Here is a 16,554-nt window from a genome sequence, read left to right on the forward strand (position 1 = left end):
CCCGTCCCCCAGCCTCGTGCAAGTTCTACGCGAAAGGACCCCGGCTATGACGGAGACGCCCCCGAGGACGCAGCGTTCGCCGCACGGCCCGGCCGAACAGTTCCAGGACGCGATCCCACTCACCGCGGAACACCTGCTCACCAACCGCCGCCCCGAGCCCGCGGGCGGATGGCGGCGGCTCGTCTGGCGGCTGTCCGGCGGCCGGATCACCCCGTCCGAATCCTCCGCCGAACTGGAACGCCGCACACTGATGGCCCAGGCCCAGACCCCCGTCGCGAGCGGGCACCACCGGATCGCGGTCATGAGCCTCAAGGGCGGGGTGGGCAAGACCACGACGACCGTGGCCCTCGGCAACACGCTCGCCTCGCTGCGCGGTGACCGGGTCATCGCCATCGACGCCAACCCCGACCGCGGAACCCTCGGGCTGAAGGTCAAGTCGGAGACGGCCGCGACCATCCGCACCATGCTGGCCGAGGCCCCGCACATCCTCCGTTACGCCGACGCCCGCGCCTTCACCTCCCAGTCGTCGGCCCGGCTGGAGGTCCTCGCGTCCGACACCGACCCCGCGGTGAGCGAGGCGTTCAACGCCGACGACTACCGTACGGTGGCCGGGATCATCGAGCGCTACTACTCGATCTGCATCACCGACTGCGGGACCGGCCTGCTGCACGGGGCCATGGACGCGACGCTGGAGCTGGCCGACCAGATCGTGCTGGTCACCCTGGTCGCGGTGGACGGGGCCAGCTCGGCCGCCGCCACGCTCGACTGGCTCACCGCCCACGGGCACGCCGACCTGGTCAGGAACGCCATCGTCGTGCTGAACGCCGTGGAGCCGAAGACCGACGTGGACCTGTCGCTGCTGGAACGGCACTTCGCCTCCCGCTGCCGCGCGGTGGTCCGCATCCCCTACGACCCTCATCTCAAGGAGGGCGCGGAGGTCGATCTCGCCCGGCTGCGGCCCACGACCCGGGGGGCGTACCTGCGCCTGGCGGCGGCGGCCGGCCAGTCCTTCGGCCAGCGTCCCGACCGGAGCCGCTAGTGCCGCCCGTTCCCGAGGACGTCGATCTCGACTGGGACCTCGGACCGCCGTCCCGCTCCCCCCGACGGATGATCATCGTGGTCGTCTCGATCGTCGGGGCGATCCTCATGGCGGTCTGGGTGTGGCACGTGCTGCGGCCCGAGGCCGAACCCCCGACGGTGCGGGTGACGAACGCCGCCACCGACTCCGTCGTGCTCGCGACCCCCGCCGGGTACGAGGGCGAGGCCGGCTACCCCGTCGGGTTCCCCCGCACCGAGCTGGGCGCGGTCTCGGCGGCGGCGGCCACCCTGGAGGCGGCCTGGACGCTGGACACCGCCCAGGCCGAGCGGGCCGCGGTCCTGTACGTCCCGCCCGACCAGCAGGAGGCGGCCCGCGCCGGCGCCCGGGACACCGTCGCGAGCTGGCGTGAGACGCTCGGCCTGCCGAAGACCGGCGCGCTCCCGGACGGCGCCGCCATGCGGACGCGGACGATCGGGGTCCAGTGGCGGGTCCGCGCCCAGGACCAGATCCAGGTGTCCGTGCTGGTGCAGGTGACCGCCACCAAGGGCACCCAGGACACCGACCCGATCTACTCCAGCCCGTACGCCATGAACCTGCTCATGACCTGGCACCCCGACATGCGGGCCAGCGGGAAGGGCGACTGGGTCAACGTCCCGGACCCGTCCCCCGGCGCCCTGCCCGCCGTCGCCCTGCCCGGGACCCCGGAGTTCACCGCCGCGGGCTGGAAGTCCCTGTCCGCACCCGATTCCGCGCCCACTCCCGACTCCACCCCGTAGAACACGCAGAACGCGTAGAACGCCCATGGAACGAGGAAGACCGCACATGTCCCCACGCAGCTCACCTCGCCGCGTCACCCTGGTCTCCGGCCTCCTCCTGGCGGGGGTCTCCGCGACGGCCGGCGCGGTCGTCGCCCAGCCCTGGTACGCCAAGGCCGACCAGGAGTGGACCGGCGCCTCGTCGTCCGACCCGGCCGGCGGTTCCGCCATCGCCCCGGGTGAACCCGCTCCCGGCGGCGGCCGGGAGCACGCGCCCGCGCCTCAGGACGACTCCTCCCGCGACGAGTCGTCCACCGTGGAGGGGAGGCCCCGGAGCGGAGGAGGCGGCTCCTCCGGTGCGGAGAGCGGCACGTCCTCGCGCTCCCATGAGAGCGGCACGTCCTCACGCTCCCGCGAGGGCGGCGGGTCAGGCGGGGCCCGCGAGTCGGACACGGCGTCCCGGTCCGGCTCCGACCCGGCGCCACGGTCCCGTCCCGCACCCGAGTCCCGTTCGGCGCCCCGGTCCGAGCCGACCGACCGGTCCGAGCCCGCGCCGAGAAGAGCGAAGGGCTCCTCCGGCACCTCCGACTCCAGCCAGAGGAGGACGGACGACTCCGGCCGCGCCTCCGATCGTGACGCCGACCGCGACACCGGGCGGGAAGGGAAGAACTCCTCCGGCACCACAGTCCGAAAAATCACTCCAAAACCGGATATCAGGCGCAGGGACAAGCCCGACGCCGAAACCAGGAGCGCGCCCGACACCGATGACAAGGTCAAGGACGCGCCGCGGTCCGACGCCAAGCGCAAGGACGCACCCGATTCCAAGACCAAGGACACGCCCGACGTCACGACCAAGGACGCGCCCGGCACCGATGACAAGGGCGGGAAGGACTCCCCCGCTCCGGCGCCCAGCGCCGCACCCGAGGCCACGGCGCAGCCCCCGTCCTCGGGAGGCGAGTCCCCCGCCCCGCAGACACCCGAGCAGCCCCGGGGACCGGAGACCAAGCCGTCCCAGGGCGGCGAGGGTCCCACCGGCAAGGACGACCCGGAGAAGGGCGACTCGGGGAAGAAGGACGAGGAGAAGGGGAAGTCCGGGGAGAAGGGCAAGGACGAGAAGGACAAGGACGCCGGTAAGAACGCTCCGAAGGATGACGACCGGAAGAAGGACGAGAAGGGCACGAAGGAGTCCTCCGGGAAAGAGTCCGGGAAGAAGGACTCCGGGAAGGGCGCCAAGGAGTCGTCGAAGAAGGCCACGTCAGGGGACGGCACCCCGGACAGGTCCGGCAGGACGCCCAGGAAGGCTCCCAGGGACGTGGCGAAGCCCTCTCCCGTCCCGACCGCCGATGAGTCCGGCGTCACCGACGACGTCCCCGCCGTCCCCGACCCGGCCCCGACCGCGCGTACGGAACGTCCCACGGCCGATCCGACCGCGGCGCCCGTCCCCGCCGTGACCCCCACCGCCGTGGCTCCCACCGACCCCGCGTTCTCCACCGGTCAGCCGGCCACGGAGTCCGGTGACCACTCGGCCGCGGCTCTCCTCGGAGTCCCCGCCACCAGGCCGGTCCTGCCGCTGCCTCCGCTGGCGCGTTCCTTCTTCACCTCGGGGGTCGCGGGTTCCGGTGACTGCGCGTCGTGGCGGGATTCGGCATGTTGGAGTCTCGCGCCCTGGCATGGCCGTACGATCGGCTCTGCCGCGCCACCGCAGGCCACCGGCCGTCAGGCGCCGTCCTGGGCGCCCCGGTGGGCCTTCGCACCACCCGCATACTCCGTTCCGCTCGCGCCGGGCGGGTCCGCCCCGCGGCCCGCGACCCCGGTCAAGGCCGGTTGCTGGGGCTTCAGCCCCTCGGCGCTCTGTGCCAGTTCCAAGGAGCAACGATGATCCATCGATTACCGGCGCGGACGGCCGTACTCGGCCTGGTGGCCGTGCTGGCGGCGGGCACGATCGGCGCCGCCCCCGGTCAGGCGGCGTCCGGTGCCGCGAGAGCCGTCTGCGGCCCGGCCCAGGCCGGCCAGGCGAACACGACCGGCCAGGCGAGCGCGGCCGGTCAGGCGAGCGCGGCCGGGACCCTCCGCTGGGGCACGCCCTCGTGGTGCGCGGAGTTCGACCGCGTCCTCGACCCGGCCGACTGGGTGGTCTACAACTCGCCCGGCCATGCCGGCAAGGGCCGCCGTTCCCCCGACCAGCTCTACATCGGCAACGGCTCGCTCTACCTCTACGGCCGCGCCGACGGCACCACGGCCGGGATCGGCGCGCGTCACGAGCAGGCGTACGGGCGCTGGGAGACCCGGGTCCGGATGTACGAGGGCGGGGCGACCGCCTACCGCCCCCTCGCCCTGCTGTGGCCGCGCGACGGCGGGGGCGACGTGCGGAGCACCACGAACGAGGAGATCGACTTCCTGGGGGTCTACGACTATCCGGGCAAGTGGCGTCCCAACTTCTACCTGCAGACCCCGCAGGGTGAGTACCAGTCCTATTCCGACGTGGAGGTGACCGCCTGGCACACCTACGCGGTCGAGGTCAGCCCGCAGGGCACGGTCGGCTACATCGACGGCAAGGAGTGGTTCCGCTCGGCCAGGCACACGACCGGTGTGATGCAGCCGTGCCTGCAGCTCGACTGGTTCCCCGGCGGAGGCACCGAGGGAGAGGCGTGGATGGAGGTCGACTGGCTGCGGATCTATCCGCTGAACGCCGTCGGCACGGGCTGATCCCGCCGGGTGACCTCACCGGACGACCTCACCGCCGGGCGGGCCGGCCGATGGACGATCCGGTCGGCGAAGGGCGCGGGACGGCGAGACCGTCCCGCGCCCTTCCTTCTTCCGGACTCCCGGAACCCTCCGTTCCCGGCTCCGCCGTTGCAGGCTCCGTTCTTCCCGGCCGTTCTCCCCGGCTCCGCCGCGTCAGGCGAGCTGGGCCTGCTGGAGCCCCGCGTAGACGCCGCGCAGCCGCATCAGCTCCTCGTGGGTGCCGGCCTCCGCGATGCCGCCGTCCCTCATGACCGCGATGCGGTCGGCGTTCCGGATCGTGGACAGCCGGTGCGCGACGACGAACACCGTACGGCCGGCGACCAGCCGGGCCAGTGCCTGCTGGATGAGGGCCTCCGACCGGGAGTCCAGGGCGGAGGTCGCCTCGTCGAGGATCAGCACGCGCGGGTCGCGGATCAGGGCGCGGGCGATGGCCAGCCGCTGCCGCTGGCCGCCGGACAGCCGGGCCCCGCGTTCCCCGACGACCGTGTCGAGCCCGGCGGGCAGCCGTTCGACGAACTCCAGCGCGTTGGCGTCCCGCAGGGCCCGCATCAGCCGCTCCTCGGAGACGTCGGCCAGGCCGTAGGTGACGTTCTCCCTGATGCTGCCCTCGAACAGGATCGACTCCTGCGGCACGACCGACATGAAGCGGCGGTAGGTCCGCATGTCCACCGTCTCCATGTCGCGGCCGTCGAGCAGGATCCGTCCGGAGGTCGGCCGCAGGAAGCCGATGACGAGGTTGAGCACGGTCGACTTGCCCGCGCCCGAGGGTCCGACGAGGGCGATCGTCTCTCCGGGCACCGCTCTGAGGGTGAGGCCGGTGACCGCGGGGGGTTCGCCGGGCTCGCCGTAGGAGAACCCGACGTCGCGGAACTCCACCTCTCCGCGCACCGAGTCGACCTTCACCTTGCCCTCGTTGTGCTCCAGGTCGGGGGCCTGGAGCACCTCGCCGATCGACCGGACCGACGCCAGTCCCCTGCTGATCACCGGGGTCAGGCTGAGCAGGGAGGTGACGGCGGAGGTGAGGGTGGTGAAGAAGGTGGTCAGCATGACCACGTCACCGGCGGTGATCGGGATGACCTGGTAGTAGGCGATGAGCGCGGAGCCCGTCAGGAAGGCGACGCCCAGCGCGTTGAGCAGGATCCAGGCGAGGGCGCCGAAGCTGCCGTTGAGCAGGTCGAGTCTGAGTCCCTTGCTCAGCACCTTGGTCAGCGTGCCGTCCACGCGGTGCAGGGCGTCGCGTTCCAGGCCGTGCGCCCGGGTGATGGGGATGAGGGTGGTCATCTCGCTGATCCGGCTGGAGAGCGTCTCGACCTCGCGGCGGAAGCTCTCGTTGTCCTCCCGCAGGCGGGTGCGGAGCCGCATCACCAGGAAGGCGGCGGCCGGCACGATCACCAGGAGGACCGGGATCGCGGCGGGCACCCGGAAGGCGATCACCGCGAGGCCGCCGACCAGCGTGGTGAGGGCCGAGAGGCCCATGTCGCTCGCCTGCTGGCTGGTCTGCTCGATGCTCTCGACGTCCCGGATGACCTTGGTCTGGAGTACGGCGGCGCTGACCCGGGAGTGGTAGCCGATCGAGAGCTGCTGCATGCGGCGGCAGAGCGCGGAGCGCAGGTCGACGCCCACCCGCCGGATCGCGCCGTGCATCCAGCGGACGTAGAGGAGGTGGAAGGGGTGGTTGAGGAGCAGCAGGGCGAGCAGGACGGCCGTGTTGGCCCACAGCTCGACGATGGGGCGGTGGCCGACCACGATGTTGATGACGTTGGCGGTGATCAGCGGCAACAGCCAGGTGGGGCTGTGCTTGAGGAGGAAGGCGAAGACCGCGGCGACCAGCTTGAGACGGTCTTCCTTGAAGAGGTAGGCGAGGGTACGGACGGGATGTTCGCCCCGATAGGAATGATCGAGAGCAGTGTTCACGAAACCCCCATAAGACGGTAAACCCAGTCCCAATCCTCTCTTGTCGATATTTCCTACGCATGACCGCCCCGCCGCGGAAACACGGCGGCCCGCGGGCGCACCCGGGTGCGACCCGGGTGCGCCCGGCCGCCCGGTCAGCCCGTCGTGACGGGAAGCCTTCGCTCCAGGATCTGACCGGGCCACTCGCCCACCGTGAACGTCTCGGTCCTGGTGAACCCCTGGCTCTCGTAGTAGCGCACCAACCGGCCGTCGTCCCCGGCGTAGCAGTCGACCCGGACCAGCGAGACGCCCAGCTCCGCCGCCTCCGTCACGGCCCGCTCCAGCAGCGCGGAGCCGACGCCCCGGCCGTGGAACCGCCGGTCGTTGATCAGGACCCGCACGTACAACTCGGGTTCGGCGGCCTGGGGGACGTACTCCATCGCGGGGCCGACGACGAGGCAGCCGGCGGGCCGGCCGTCGATCTCGGCGATGCGCATCCCGCCCGAGGCGGCCCATTCGGCGGCCTTCTCGGCGCGGGCGGGATTGGTGGAGAAGGGCTCGCTGCCCCACTGCCCGGTACGGCCCCGCGCGGTCAGCCACGCCACCGCACCGTCGAACATCGCCAGCACCGCCGGGACATCGGCGAGACCGCCGACTCGGATAATCATCGGCGGATCATAACAAGACCGGCTTCCCCGGCCTCACCCCCGATCGGCGCACCGCACGGGGAAGCCCCTCATGGGCACGCCGACCCACCCGGAATCCGCGTGGGCAAGCCGGTCACCGGGCATCCCCACGGGCGGCATTCGCCCGGAACCCTCACCGGGCGCACCGGCCCGCGGAGACCGCCCTCCGGCACCCGTCCCGCCCGGGCCCACGACCAGCCGAAACGCTTAGAGCGTCATGAAAGCGTATCTATGGGGCAAAAGGCTATATGCGCAATCCTTACTTGACTTTTACCTGGGATCAGTACACTCCCTCTGCCGGAATCCGGCCCCAGCCGAGGGCGCGCGCCCCGGCCAGTCCCCTTGGGAGTCACGTGAGCAACGGGTCGATGGACGCGCCCGCGGAGCCCCCCGCGCAGCCCGCGCCCGCGAAGCCCCCGGCGCGGGCCGTACCGCGTCGCCGCCGGTGGCTCCGGTGGACGGTGGCCGGCGGCACCGCCGTCGTGGTGGCGGTGGCCGGGACGGCGGCCGCCGCCTACGTCAAGCTGAACGGGAACGTCAAGCGGGTCGAGGTCGGAGCCGAGGAGCTGGGCCCGCGACCCGCAAAGATTGCTACCAAGGCGCTGAACGTCCTGGTGGTCGGCTCCGACCAGCGCAACGGCAAGAACGCCAAGTACGGCCCGGCCGTCGGCGAGCGGACCGACACGATCATGCTGGCGCACATCTCGCCGAAGCGGGACAACGCGATGATCATCAGCTTCCCCCGCGACTCCATGGTGCAGCTCCCCGACTGCAAGGCCACGGGGGGCCTCCAGGGTCAGCGGGCACACATCGGCATGATCAACGAATCGTTCAACTTCGGCGGGATCGGCTGCACCTGGAAGACCGTCGAGTCGCTCACCGGGATCCGCATCGACCACTTCGTGAAGGTCGACTTCACCGGCTTCAAGAGCATGGTGGACGCGGTCGGCGGCGTCGAGGTCTGCATCCCGGAGCCGATCCACGACAAGAAGGCCCTGCTCACCCTCCCCGCCGGACGGCAGCTCCTCAAGGGCGAGCAGGCCCTCGGCTACGTCCGCGTCCGCTACAGCCTCGGCGACGGTTCCGACATCGGCCGCATCCAGCGGCAGCAGATGTTCGTCGCGTCCATGGTCAAGAAGGTGATGAGCGGCGACACGCTCACGGATCCCGCCAGGCTCTTCGGCTTCCTGGACGCGGCCACGAAGTCGGTGACCACCGACTCCGGCCTCACCACGGGCGTCATCAAGGACCTGGCGACGAGCGCCAAGGGCATGGCCGCCGGGCAGATCCGCTTCGTCACCACGCCCTGGAGATACTCGGCCACCTATCCCGGCCGGGTGGAGTGGACGCAGCCGCAGAGCAAGGCGCTGTTCCAGATGGTCGCGCGGGACAGGACGCTCGCCGGCTCCGGGATCAAGGGCGGGCAGACGAAGGTCTCCCGCTCGAAGATCCAGGTCGAGGTCCGCAACGGGACGAGCCGCTCCGGCCTGGGCTCGCAGGTGGCCGTCCAGCTGGAGGAACGGGACTACCACATCTACAAGATCGGTGACGCGCCGCGCAAGCCGTACCCGAAGACCACGATCGCGTACTCGCCGAACGGCGAGCCCGGCGTCCCCACGCTCACCCGCGACCTGCTCGTCTCGACCGGCCTGGCGGTGCCCCGGGCGACCACGCCGAGGCTCATCCTGACCGTCGGCGACGACTGGAAGGGGCTCAAGCCGATCAGGAAGAACGACACGGACAGCCTGAAGGGGTTCGACGCCACCCACGACTCCTGCGCGGGCGCCTGACCTCTCCGTCCGGCCGGCGCCGCCCCCGGTACACGCCGGGTCCGTCGTCCCGATCCGGGACCGTGGCCGCCCCGCCGGCCGGACCGCATGACACTTCACGGCCCAGCAGGGCGAATGAGTAGGGTTTCTCCCATGTTGCACGGTAGATCGGCCGAACAGTCCGTCATCGACCGGTTGCTGGCGGACGCCCGCGAGGGCCGGAGCGGCGCCCTGCTCGTCCGGGGCGAGCCCGGCATCGGCAAGACCGCGCTGCTCGACCACGCCGCCGAGACGGCCGAGGCCGCCGGGGACGCGCGGGTGATCCGCGGCACCGGGGTGGAGCCGGAGTCCGAGCTGCCGTTCGCCGGCCTGCACCTGCTGCTGCGGCCGGTGCTCGACCGGGCGGGGGCGCTGCCCGCGCAGCAGGAACGGGCGCTGCGCGCGGCGTTCGGCCTGGCCGCCGCCGAGCCCGGGGACCGGCTGCTGGTCGGCCTGGCCGTACTCTCGCTGCTGAGCGAACTGGCCGAGGACGGCCCGCTGCTGGTGCTGGTGGACGACGCGCAGTGGCTGGACCGGGCGTCGGCCGAGGCGCTGCTGTTCACCGCGCGGCGGCTGGACGCCGAGGGGATCGCGCTGGTCCTCGCCGCCCGTGAGCCGTTCACCGCGCCGGGCGTGGCGGAGCTGACGCTCGGCGGGATCGACCCCGTCGCCGCCGCGGCGCTGCTGGGGTCGGTCGCGGGCGAGACCATCGACCCGGTCGTCCGCTACCGCGTGCTCGCCGAGGCCCGGGGCAACCCGCTCGCGCTGATCGAGCTTCCCGCCGCCCTCTCCCGGGCCGGAACCCCCGGCGTCCCGCCCGGCGACCCGGACGACGGTACGGCGCTGCCGCTCACCGAGCGGGTCCAGGACGCCTTCCTCGACCGGTTCAGGCGGCTGCCCGAGGCGACGCAGGGGCTGCTGGCGGTGGCCGCGGCCTCCGGGACCGGCGGCCTGGACGTCGTGCTGCCGGCGGCGGCCAGGTTCGGGGACCACCTGGAGGACCTGCACCCGGCGGAGAGCGCGGGGCTGGTCCGGGTCGAGGCGGGTTCCGTCGTGTTCCGCCACCCCCTGGTCCGCGCCGCCGTCTACCAGGGGATCCCGCCCAGCCTGCGGCTGGCCGTGCACCGGGCGCTGGCCGAGGCGCTCACCGGAGAGGACGACGCCGACCGGCGGGCCTGGCACCTGGCCATGGCGGCGACCGGCCCCGACGAGGAGGTGGCCGCGGAACTGGAGCGCACCGCCGCACGGGCGAGCGAGCGCAGCGGGTACGCCGCCGCGACCTCGGCCTACGACCGCGCGGCCCGGCTCAGCGCGCTGCCGGAGACACGGGCCCGGCGGCTCACGCTGGCGGCCGAGGCGGCGATCTGGGCCGGTGAGCTGGACCGGGCCGGGGCGCTCGCCGAGCAGGGCGCCCGGCAGCTCGCCGCGCTCGCCGGTGACGCCGGACGTACGGACGGAGCGGACGGCCACCACGACCCCGGAGGCCCCGGCCACGACGGCGAGGGCGATGGGGCCGGCGAGAGCGACGGGAGCGGCGGGAGCCCGGCGCTGCGGGCCCGGCTCACGCACGTCCGGGCGACGGCGGCCTTCCTGCGGGGAGCGCCGCGCGAGGCGTACGACGCGCTGCTCGACGGCGCCGCGCCGGTGGACGGCGCGCGGGCGGCCCGGATGCTGATCCAGGCGTTCCACAGCGCCTGGTACCTCGGGGAGCCCGAGGTGGCGCGCGTCACGGAGCGGCTGCGCGCGCTGACCCTGCCCCCGGGCGACCCGCTGGCCCCGGTCGCCGGTTTCGTCACGGCGGTGCTGTCGGGGCCCGATGATCTCCCCCCGCTCACCGAGGTGGTCGCCGAGGCCCGCCGGGCGGGCGCCGACAGCCCGCGCGACCTGGTCCAGGTCTGCGGGATCGGGCTGGCGGCCGGGCAGGACGCCGAGGTCGGCGAGGTCGCCAGGTCCCTGGTGGACGAGGCCCGCACCCGGGGCACCATCGGGGTGCTGCCGACGCTGCTGTTCTTCTCCGCCGAGACGGAACTGTTCCACGGGCGGCACCGCGACGCGCTGGCCGCCGCCGACGAGGGGCTGCGCATCGCCCGGGACACCGGCCAGGCGCAGTGGGCCGGCCAGCTGAGCGCCTTCCTCGCCTATCTCGCCGCGGTCGAGGGCGACGACGGGCGCTGCCACGCGCTCGTCAACGACGCCCTGGCCGACGGCGTGATCGGGACGGGCTGGACGGCCTGGGCGCTGGGCACGCTCGACCTGGGCCACGGCCGCGTGGAGGCGGCGCTCACCCGGCTCGCGCCCCTGGCGGGCGGGTACCAGGTGTCGGAGACGCGGTGCGTGCCCGACCTGGTGGAGGCGGCGGTACGGCTCGGCGACCCGGAGCGGGCGGCCGGCCCCTTCGCCCGTTACCGCGACTGGGCCCGCCGTACCGGGCGGCCCTGGGCGCACGCCCTGGTGCTGCGCTGCCGGGCCCTGCTGGAGGACTCCGAGGAGTGCTTCACCGCGGCGCTGAAGACCGGAGCGCGGCCCTTCGAGCAGGCCAGGACGGAGCTGCTCTACGGCGAGTGGCTCCGCCGTACCCGGCGCAAATCGGATGCCCGCCCGCACCTGCGGTCCGCGCTGGAGACCTTCGAGCGGCTGGAGGCCGCGCCGTGGGCCGCGCGGGCCCGCACGGAGCTGGGCGCGACCGGGTCCGCCGCGCCCGAGGCGCCCGCCCCCGGCGTGCTGGCCCGGCTCACCCCCCAGGAACTGCAGATCGTACGGCTGGCGGCCCGCGGGCTGTCCAACCGGGACATCGCCGCCCAGCTCTTCCTCAGCCCCCGCACGGTCGGATACCACCTCTACAAGGCGTATCCCAAGCTCGGCGTCGCCTCTCGGGGCGAACTGCCGGATATTGTCCTTTTCACGTAAAAAGTCGCGAAAGGTCTTCCTGCTTTACCCGCCGCCGAATGTCCGGCTCCTAGTGTTTGGTGAGTGCCCGACCGGAAGGAGACCGGAGGAGGTCCGTGACCGTTTGGCGAGGCCCGCGCTCCTTGCAGGGGAGGGCGACGCTCATCACCGTTCTGATCTTCGCCCTCGTGCTGGGGATCGGCGCGCTCGCGACGTCGACGGCCCTGCGGAACAAAGCGCTGAACGACGTGACGGACAGCGCCGCCCGGGCCGCCCGGCTGGCGGTCAGGGAGGTCCATCAGGGGGCGCCCGACGGGGTCATCCCTGCTGACACCGTCAGCCGGCTGCAAGCCGTCGACCGCGCCGGCCGGGTCGTCGCGGCCAGCCCCATGCTGGAGAGGAGGCCGCCGATCAGCCGGGTGTGGCCTGGCGCCGATGACACCCGTGTGGTGGACACCCCCTGCGTGACGGTTTCTAGATCCGGGCGGACGTGCTTCGTCGTCGTCGGCATGGAGGACAGGTCCTCCCCATACGGCGACGTCATGGTCTATGCGGCCGAGCGGAAACCGCCGCTGCTGGTCGGCCACACCCTGGAGGGCGCGCTGGCCGCCTTCTGCCTCGTGCTCCTCGGCCTGGTGGGCTGGGGCACCTGGTGGCTGGTCGGCAGGGCCCTCGAACCGGTACGGCGGATGCGCGCCGAGATGGCGGAGATCGCCGTGTCCGGCCTCAGCCGCCGGATAGCCGTGCCCACCTCCGGCAGCGAGCTGAGCACGCTCATCGAGTCGATCAACGGGACCATCGACCGGCTGGAGCACGCCAGGGAGACGGAGCGCCGCTTCGCCTCCGACGCCTCCCACGAGCTGCGCACCCCGCTGACCGGCCTGCGCACCAAGCTGGAGCTGGCGCTGGCCGCTCCGGACGCCGAGGACCCGGCGACGGCGATGCGGTCGGCGCTGAAGGACGCCGAGCGGCTCCAGGCCGTCATCGAGGACCTGCTCACACTCGCCCGCCTCGACGCCGGGGCACGGCTCGAACACCATCGCGTCGACCTGGCGGAGCTGGTCACCAGCGAGATGGAGCAGCGGCCGTCCCGGCACGAGGTGCTCCTGCGGCTGCATCCGAACGTGACCGTCCGGGGCGACCGGCTCCAGCTCTGCAGGGTCCTGACCAACCTGCTGGCCAACGCCGAACGGCACGCCGCGGGCATGATCGAGATCAACGTCTGCCGGACCGGAGAGGACGCCGTGCTGGAGGTCGTCGACGACGGCCGCGGTGTCCCGCAGGCCGACCGGGAACGGATCTTCCAGCGGTTCACCCGCCTGGACACCGCCCGCAGCCGGGAGGCGGGCGGGACGGGACTCGGCCTGTCCATCGCCAGGGACATCGCGACGGCGCACGGGGGCACGCTGTACGCGACGGACCCGCCGCGGGGAGAGGGCGCCCGGTTCGTCCTGAAGTTGCCGCTCTTCAATGACGCGAAGGCGCCGTCCGGCGTCATGGAGGACGCTCCCCGACTGGGGAGACCGGACGAAGTCCGGCAAAACTAGACCAAGCCAGCGAAACCCGATGAAGGGGGCGCCATCGTACGGCGGACAGGCCGGCGGGACGGCGGGCCAGGCACGGGCCGAAGGGGGCGGCACGGCCGACGGGACGGGCGGATCAGGCGTGGCGCAGGTGCTCGCGGCTGAGGTCGAGCAGCATCCGCACGTGGAGATCGGCGAGGCGGTAGTAGACCATCCGGCCCGCCCGGCGGGCGGCCACGACACCCGAGGTCCGCAACAGCCGCAGAGCGTGCGACACGGCGGTGTCACTGACCTCCACCGTCTCGGTGAGATCGCAGACGCACAGCTCGCCGCCGTCGAGCAACGCGTACAGGAGGCGGGCCCGGGTCGGGTCGCCCAGCAGCCGGAACAGCTCGGCCAGCCGGGTGGCCTCCTCGGCGCTGAGAAGCCGGTCGCGCGTCGCCGCCACCCGGTCCGCGTCCGGCTCCCTGCCGGCGCAGGCGTCCGGGTCGGCGAGGACATCCATGAGAAAACTCCTGAACAACTGCTCAAGTGATAATGGGTATCGTACCAAGCCTTTCACCGTCTCCCCGGTTCCGCCGGCCACGGCGGGCCGACCGGGTTCCGTCCGCGAACGACCGAGCCCGCCGGGATGAGGCCCGGCGGGCTCGGAAACGGCCGGATCCGGCCGCTGCGACGATCTTCGGCTGAATCCGGCCGTAGCGGTGCGCTTCAGCCCGATCAGGCCGCCGCGGTGCTCTTGGCCGACGCGCTGCTCAGCGGCTCCGCGATCTCCTCAAGGCTCTTGCCCTCGGCCTTCACCCCGAGGAACACCTCGACCAGCCCGGCCGCGATCATCAGGACCGCGCCGATGGCGAAGGCCAGGGCCGTGTCACCCGGCCGGCCGCTCTCGACCAGGCTCGAGAAGATCAGGGGCCCGGCGACGCCGCCGACGAGGGTGCCGATCGCGTAGAAGAAGGCGATGGCCATGGCCCGGGTCTCCATCGGGAAGATCTCACTGACCGTCAGGTAGGCCGCGCTCGCCCCCGCCGAGGCGAAGAAGAGCACGACGCACCAGCAGGCGGTCAGCGTGACGGCGGTCAGCACGCCCTGGTTGAACAGCCAGGCCGTACCGAGCAGCAGCACCCCGGACCCTATGTAGGTGCCGGAGATCATGGGCACCCGGCCGACGGTGTCGAACAGGTGGCCGAGCAGCAGCGGGCCGAGGAAGTTGCCGACCGCGATGACCGCGAAGAAGTAGCCGGTGTTGGTGTCGATCTTGAAGAACGTCGACAGGATCTGGGCGTACCCGAAGGTGATGGCGTTGTAGAGGAACGCCTGCCCGATGAAGAGCGAGAAGCCGAGAACGGTGCGCTTGGGGTAGCGGGCGACCATCGTGTGCGCGATCTGGCCGAACCCGATCGACCGGCGCTGGTGGATGGTCATGGAGGAGGAGGGCTCGGAGAGGCGCTCGCCCTTCTCGGTCTCGACGCGCTCCTCGATGCCGTCGACCAGTTCCTCCGCCTCCCGGCCCCGGCCGTGGATGAACAGCCAGCGGGGGCTCTCCGGCACGTGCCGCCGGACGAGGAGGATGGCGAGGCCGAGGAACACGCCCAGGCCGAACGCGACGCGCCAGCCGATGTTGACCGGGAGGTCGTTGAGCAGGGGGACGGTCAGCAGCGCGCCGCCGGCGGCGCCGAGCCAGTAGCTGCCGTTGATGACGACGTCGATGCGGCCGCGGTGCCGGCTGGGGATCAACTCGTCGATGGCGGAGTTGATCGCCGCGTACTCTCCGCCGATGCCGAACCCGGTCAGGAAGCGGAAGAGGAAGAACCACCACGCGGAGAACGAGAAGGCGGTCGCCGCGGTGGCGACCAGGTAGACCACCATCGTGATGATGAACAGCTTCTTGCGGCCGAACTTGTCGGTGAGCCAGCCGAAGAAGAGCGCGCCCACGCAGGCGCCGGCCACGTAGAGGGCCGCCGCCGTGCCGGCGACCTGGGCCTGGGTGATCGCCAGGCCGCTTCCCTCCTTGGCGAGCTGCGCGGAGAGGTTCCCGATGATGGTCACCTCGAGCCCGTCGAGGATCCAGACGGTTCCGAGGCCGATGATGATCATCCAGTGCCATCGTGACCATGGCAGCCGGTCCAGCCGTGCGGGGACCTTCGTGGTCACCGTCCCCGTCTCAACGTCGCTCATAGCGCCACCGGCTACCCCGTGAAAAACATCTCATGCCACCCTAGACCAGCGCGAACACCTCGGAACGGTCCGGGTCCGGCGGCGGCTCACGTGAGGACCGGTGCTCGCGGACGATGGCGACGATCCCGGCCGTGACCAGGCCCGCCGCGAAGACGACGCGCAGGCCGACCCTGGGGAACAGGGCGAGCGCGTCGAAGATCGGGTAAACGGCCGGGGACGGGGGACCGCCGTCCGTCAGGGCGGGCAGGCAGAGCGAACGGACGGCGGCCAGCCCTGCGGTCAGCACGACCATGCTCGCGGCCAGCCCGAGCCCGGCGCCGGTGAGCGCGTCCCCGCGGTCGCCCGCGAGGATCATCCCCGCCGCCAGCGGCGGCACGGGCAGCAGCGGCAGCACCCATTTCAGCCGGACCAGCCAGCCGCAGACCGTCCGCGCGTCGTGCAGCGCCCGCACGGGGAACAGCCCGATCCGCGGGTGCAGGACGGGCAGGCGTGAGGCGCCCGCCAGCCCGGCCGCGGCCAGCTCCCGCCGGGCCATGCCGTACACCGGGGTGAGGTCCAGGTCCACCCGCTCGGGGACCGTCCGCCCGGGGCCGCCGAGCAGCGCGGAGACCGCCCGCCGGTGCGCCGCCCGGTTCAGCTCGGCCCACACGGCGGGGAAGTCTCGGCCGGTGACGACCGCGTTCACGGACCTGTGGACGAGGTCGGCGGTGGCCGGGCGGTCCATGCCGTGCAGCGGCCGGGAGAACGCGGCGGTGACGCGGTCGGCGACGGCGTCACGGACCGCGGGGTCGGCCGCCGCCGGCGCGACGTCCGCCACATAGCGGCCGGAGCCGGATATCTCGTCCGCCACCCAGAAACCGGCGAGCGCGAACGGGGTGAGCGCGCAGCCGAGCATGATCGAAAAGACGCTTATCGCTCCCCGCACCGCTCTCCCCACCGCCCGCCGGTCACCCTCGGACCGATTCCCTCACTAGCCCCTTAGCGGGAAATCCCCGAATTCATCGCGGAAAACCGTATATGTCGCTCTTTTGGCCGTGATTT

The 16,554-nt window shown here is 72.5% G+C and carries 12 protein-coding genes; 7 read left to right on the forward strand and 5 right to left on the reverse strand.

The window, feature by feature from the left end:
- Nucleotides 1–46 precede the first annotated feature (46 nt).
- Genes ACFYSC_RS15190 through ACFYSC_RS15205 form a run of 4 tightly spaced genes read left to right on the forward strand, consistent with a single transcriptional unit; the run spans nt 47 to nt 4,500 of the window.
- Nucleotides 47–1,039: a MinD/ParA family protein gene (locus tag ACFYSC_RS15190; protein WP_362932676.1), complete on the forward strand. Its 993-nt coding sequence runs from the start codon at nt 47–49 to the stop codon at nt 1,037–1,039.
- Complete coding sequence (locus tag ACFYSC_RS15195) at nt 1,039–1,815, forward strand: hypothetical protein (RefSeq protein ID WP_389961376.1); 777 nt, start codon at nt 1,039–1,041, stop codon at nt 1,813–1,815. The genes ACFYSC_RS15190 and ACFYSC_RS15195 overlap by 1 nt, the downstream gene beginning before the upstream one ends.
- 46 nt (nt 1,816–1,861) lie before the next feature.
- Nucleotides 1,862–3,673 carry a hypothetical protein gene (locus ACFYSC_RS15200; protein ID WP_389961378.1) on the forward strand — a complete coding sequence of 604 codons (1,812 nt, stop codon included), beginning with the start codon at nt 1,862–1,864 and terminating at the stop codon, nt 3,671–3,673.
- Nucleotides 3,670–4,500, forward strand: coding sequence for a glycoside hydrolase family 16 protein (locus tag ACFYSC_RS15205; RefSeq protein ID WP_389961380.1), 831 nt, complete (start codon nt 3,670–3,672; stop codon nt 4,498–4,500). The genes ACFYSC_RS15200 and ACFYSC_RS15205 overlap by 4 nt, the downstream gene beginning before the upstream one ends.
- A gap of 192 nt (nt 4,501–4,692) precedes the next feature.
- Here the strand turns inward: ACFYSC_RS15205 and ACFYSC_RS15210 are convergent, their stop codons facing one another.
- Nucleotides 4,693–6,453, reverse strand: coding sequence for an ABC transporter ATP-binding protein (locus ACFYSC_RS15210; RefSeq protein WP_389961382.1), 1,761 nt, complete (start codon nt 6,451–6,453; stop codon nt 4,693–4,695).
- A gap of 134 nt (nt 6,454–6,587) precedes the next feature.
- Nucleotides 6,588–7,100 (reverse strand): GNAT family N-acetyltransferase, encoded by a 513-nt coding sequence (locus ACFYSC_RS15215; protein ID WP_362932666.1) that lies wholly within the window; start codon nt 7,098–7,100, stop codon nt 6,588–6,590.
- Nucleotides 7,101–7,471: 371 nt separating this feature from the next.
- On the opposite strand from ACFYSC_RS15215, the gene ACFYSC_RS15220 reads away from it, so the two are divergent.
- From ACFYSC_RS15220 to ACFYSC_RS15230, 3 genes are all read left to right on the forward strand, one after another.
- A complete protein-coding gene (locus ACFYSC_RS15220) occupies nt 7,472–8,908 on the forward strand; it encodes an LCP family protein (RefSeq protein WP_389961385.1) in 1,437 nt (478 codons plus the stop codon).
- Between the two features lie 132 nt (nt 8,909–9,040).
- A complete protein-coding gene (locus ACFYSC_RS15225; protein ID WP_389961387.1) occupies nt 9,041–11,833 on the forward strand; it encodes an AAA family ATPase in 2,793 nt (930 codons plus the stop codon).
- A 95-nt stretch (nt 11,834–11,928) separates the two neighbouring features.
- Nucleotides 11,929–13,359, forward strand: a complete 1,431-nt coding sequence (locus ACFYSC_RS15230; RefSeq protein WP_389961389.1) for a sensor histidine kinase — start codon at nt 11,929–11,931, stop codon at nt 13,357–13,359.
- A gap of 112 nt (nt 13,360–13,471) precedes the next feature.
- Here the strand turns inward: ACFYSC_RS15230 and ACFYSC_RS15235 are convergent, their stop codons facing one another.
- The 3 genes from ACFYSC_RS15235 to ACFYSC_RS15245 form a co-directional block, all read right to left on the reverse strand.
- Nucleotides 13,472–13,840, reverse strand: coding sequence for a metalloregulator ArsR/SmtB family transcription factor (locus tag ACFYSC_RS15235; RefSeq protein ID WP_362932658.1), 369 nt, complete (start codon nt 13,838–13,840; stop codon nt 13,472–13,474).
- A 215-nt stretch (nt 13,841–14,055) separates the two neighbouring features.
- Complete coding sequence (locus ACFYSC_RS15240; RefSeq protein ID WP_389961392.1) at nt 14,056–15,513, reverse strand: MFS transporter; 1,458 nt, start codon at nt 15,511–15,513, stop codon at nt 14,056–14,058.
- A 40-nt stretch (nt 15,514–15,553) separates the two neighbouring features.
- The gene (locus ACFYSC_RS15245) at nt 15,554–16,438 is read right to left on the reverse strand and encodes a hypothetical protein (RefSeq protein ID WP_389961394.1); all 885 of its coding nucleotides are present in this window, start codon (nt 16,436–16,438) and stop codon (nt 15,554–15,556) included.
- Between the last annotated feature and the right edge of the window lie 116 nt (nt 16,439–16,554).

The organism is Streptosporangium sp. NPDC004379, assembly GCF_042873875.1.
Taxonomy (GTDB): Bacteria; Actinomycetota; Actinomycetes; order Streptosporangiales; family Streptosporangiaceae; genus Streptosporangium.

Excerpts from the sequence above, each read along its gene's own strand:
- ACFYSC_RS15190 (WP_362932676.1), top strand. The coding sequence starts at position 47 with ATGACGGAGACGCCCCCGAGGACGCAGCGTTCGCCGCACGGCCCGGCC.
- ACFYSC_RS15200 (WP_389961378.1), top strand. The coding sequence starts at position 1,862 with ATGTCCCCACGCAGCTCACCTCGCCGCGTCACCCTGGTCTCCGGCCTC.
- ACFYSC_RS15205 (WP_389961380.1), top strand. The coding sequence starts at position 3,670 with ATGATCCATCGATTACCGGCGCGGACGGCCGTACTCGGCCTGGTGGCC.
- ACFYSC_RS15215 (WP_362932666.1), bottom strand. The coding sequence starts at position 7,100 with ATGATTATCCGAGTCGGCGGTCTCGCCGATGTCCCGGCGGTGCTGGCG.
- ACFYSC_RS15225 (WP_389961387.1), top strand. The coding sequence starts at position 9,041 with ATGTTGCACGGTAGATCGGCCGAACAGTCCGTCATCGACCGGTTGCTG.
- ACFYSC_RS15235 (WP_362932658.1), bottom strand. The coding sequence starts at position 13,840 with ATGGATGTCCTCGCCGACCCGGACGCCTGCGCCGGCAGGGAGCCGGAC.
- ACFYSC_RS15240 (WP_389961392.1), bottom strand. The coding sequence starts at position 15,513 with ATGAGCGACGTTGAGACGGGGACGGTGACCACGAAGGTCCCCGCACGG.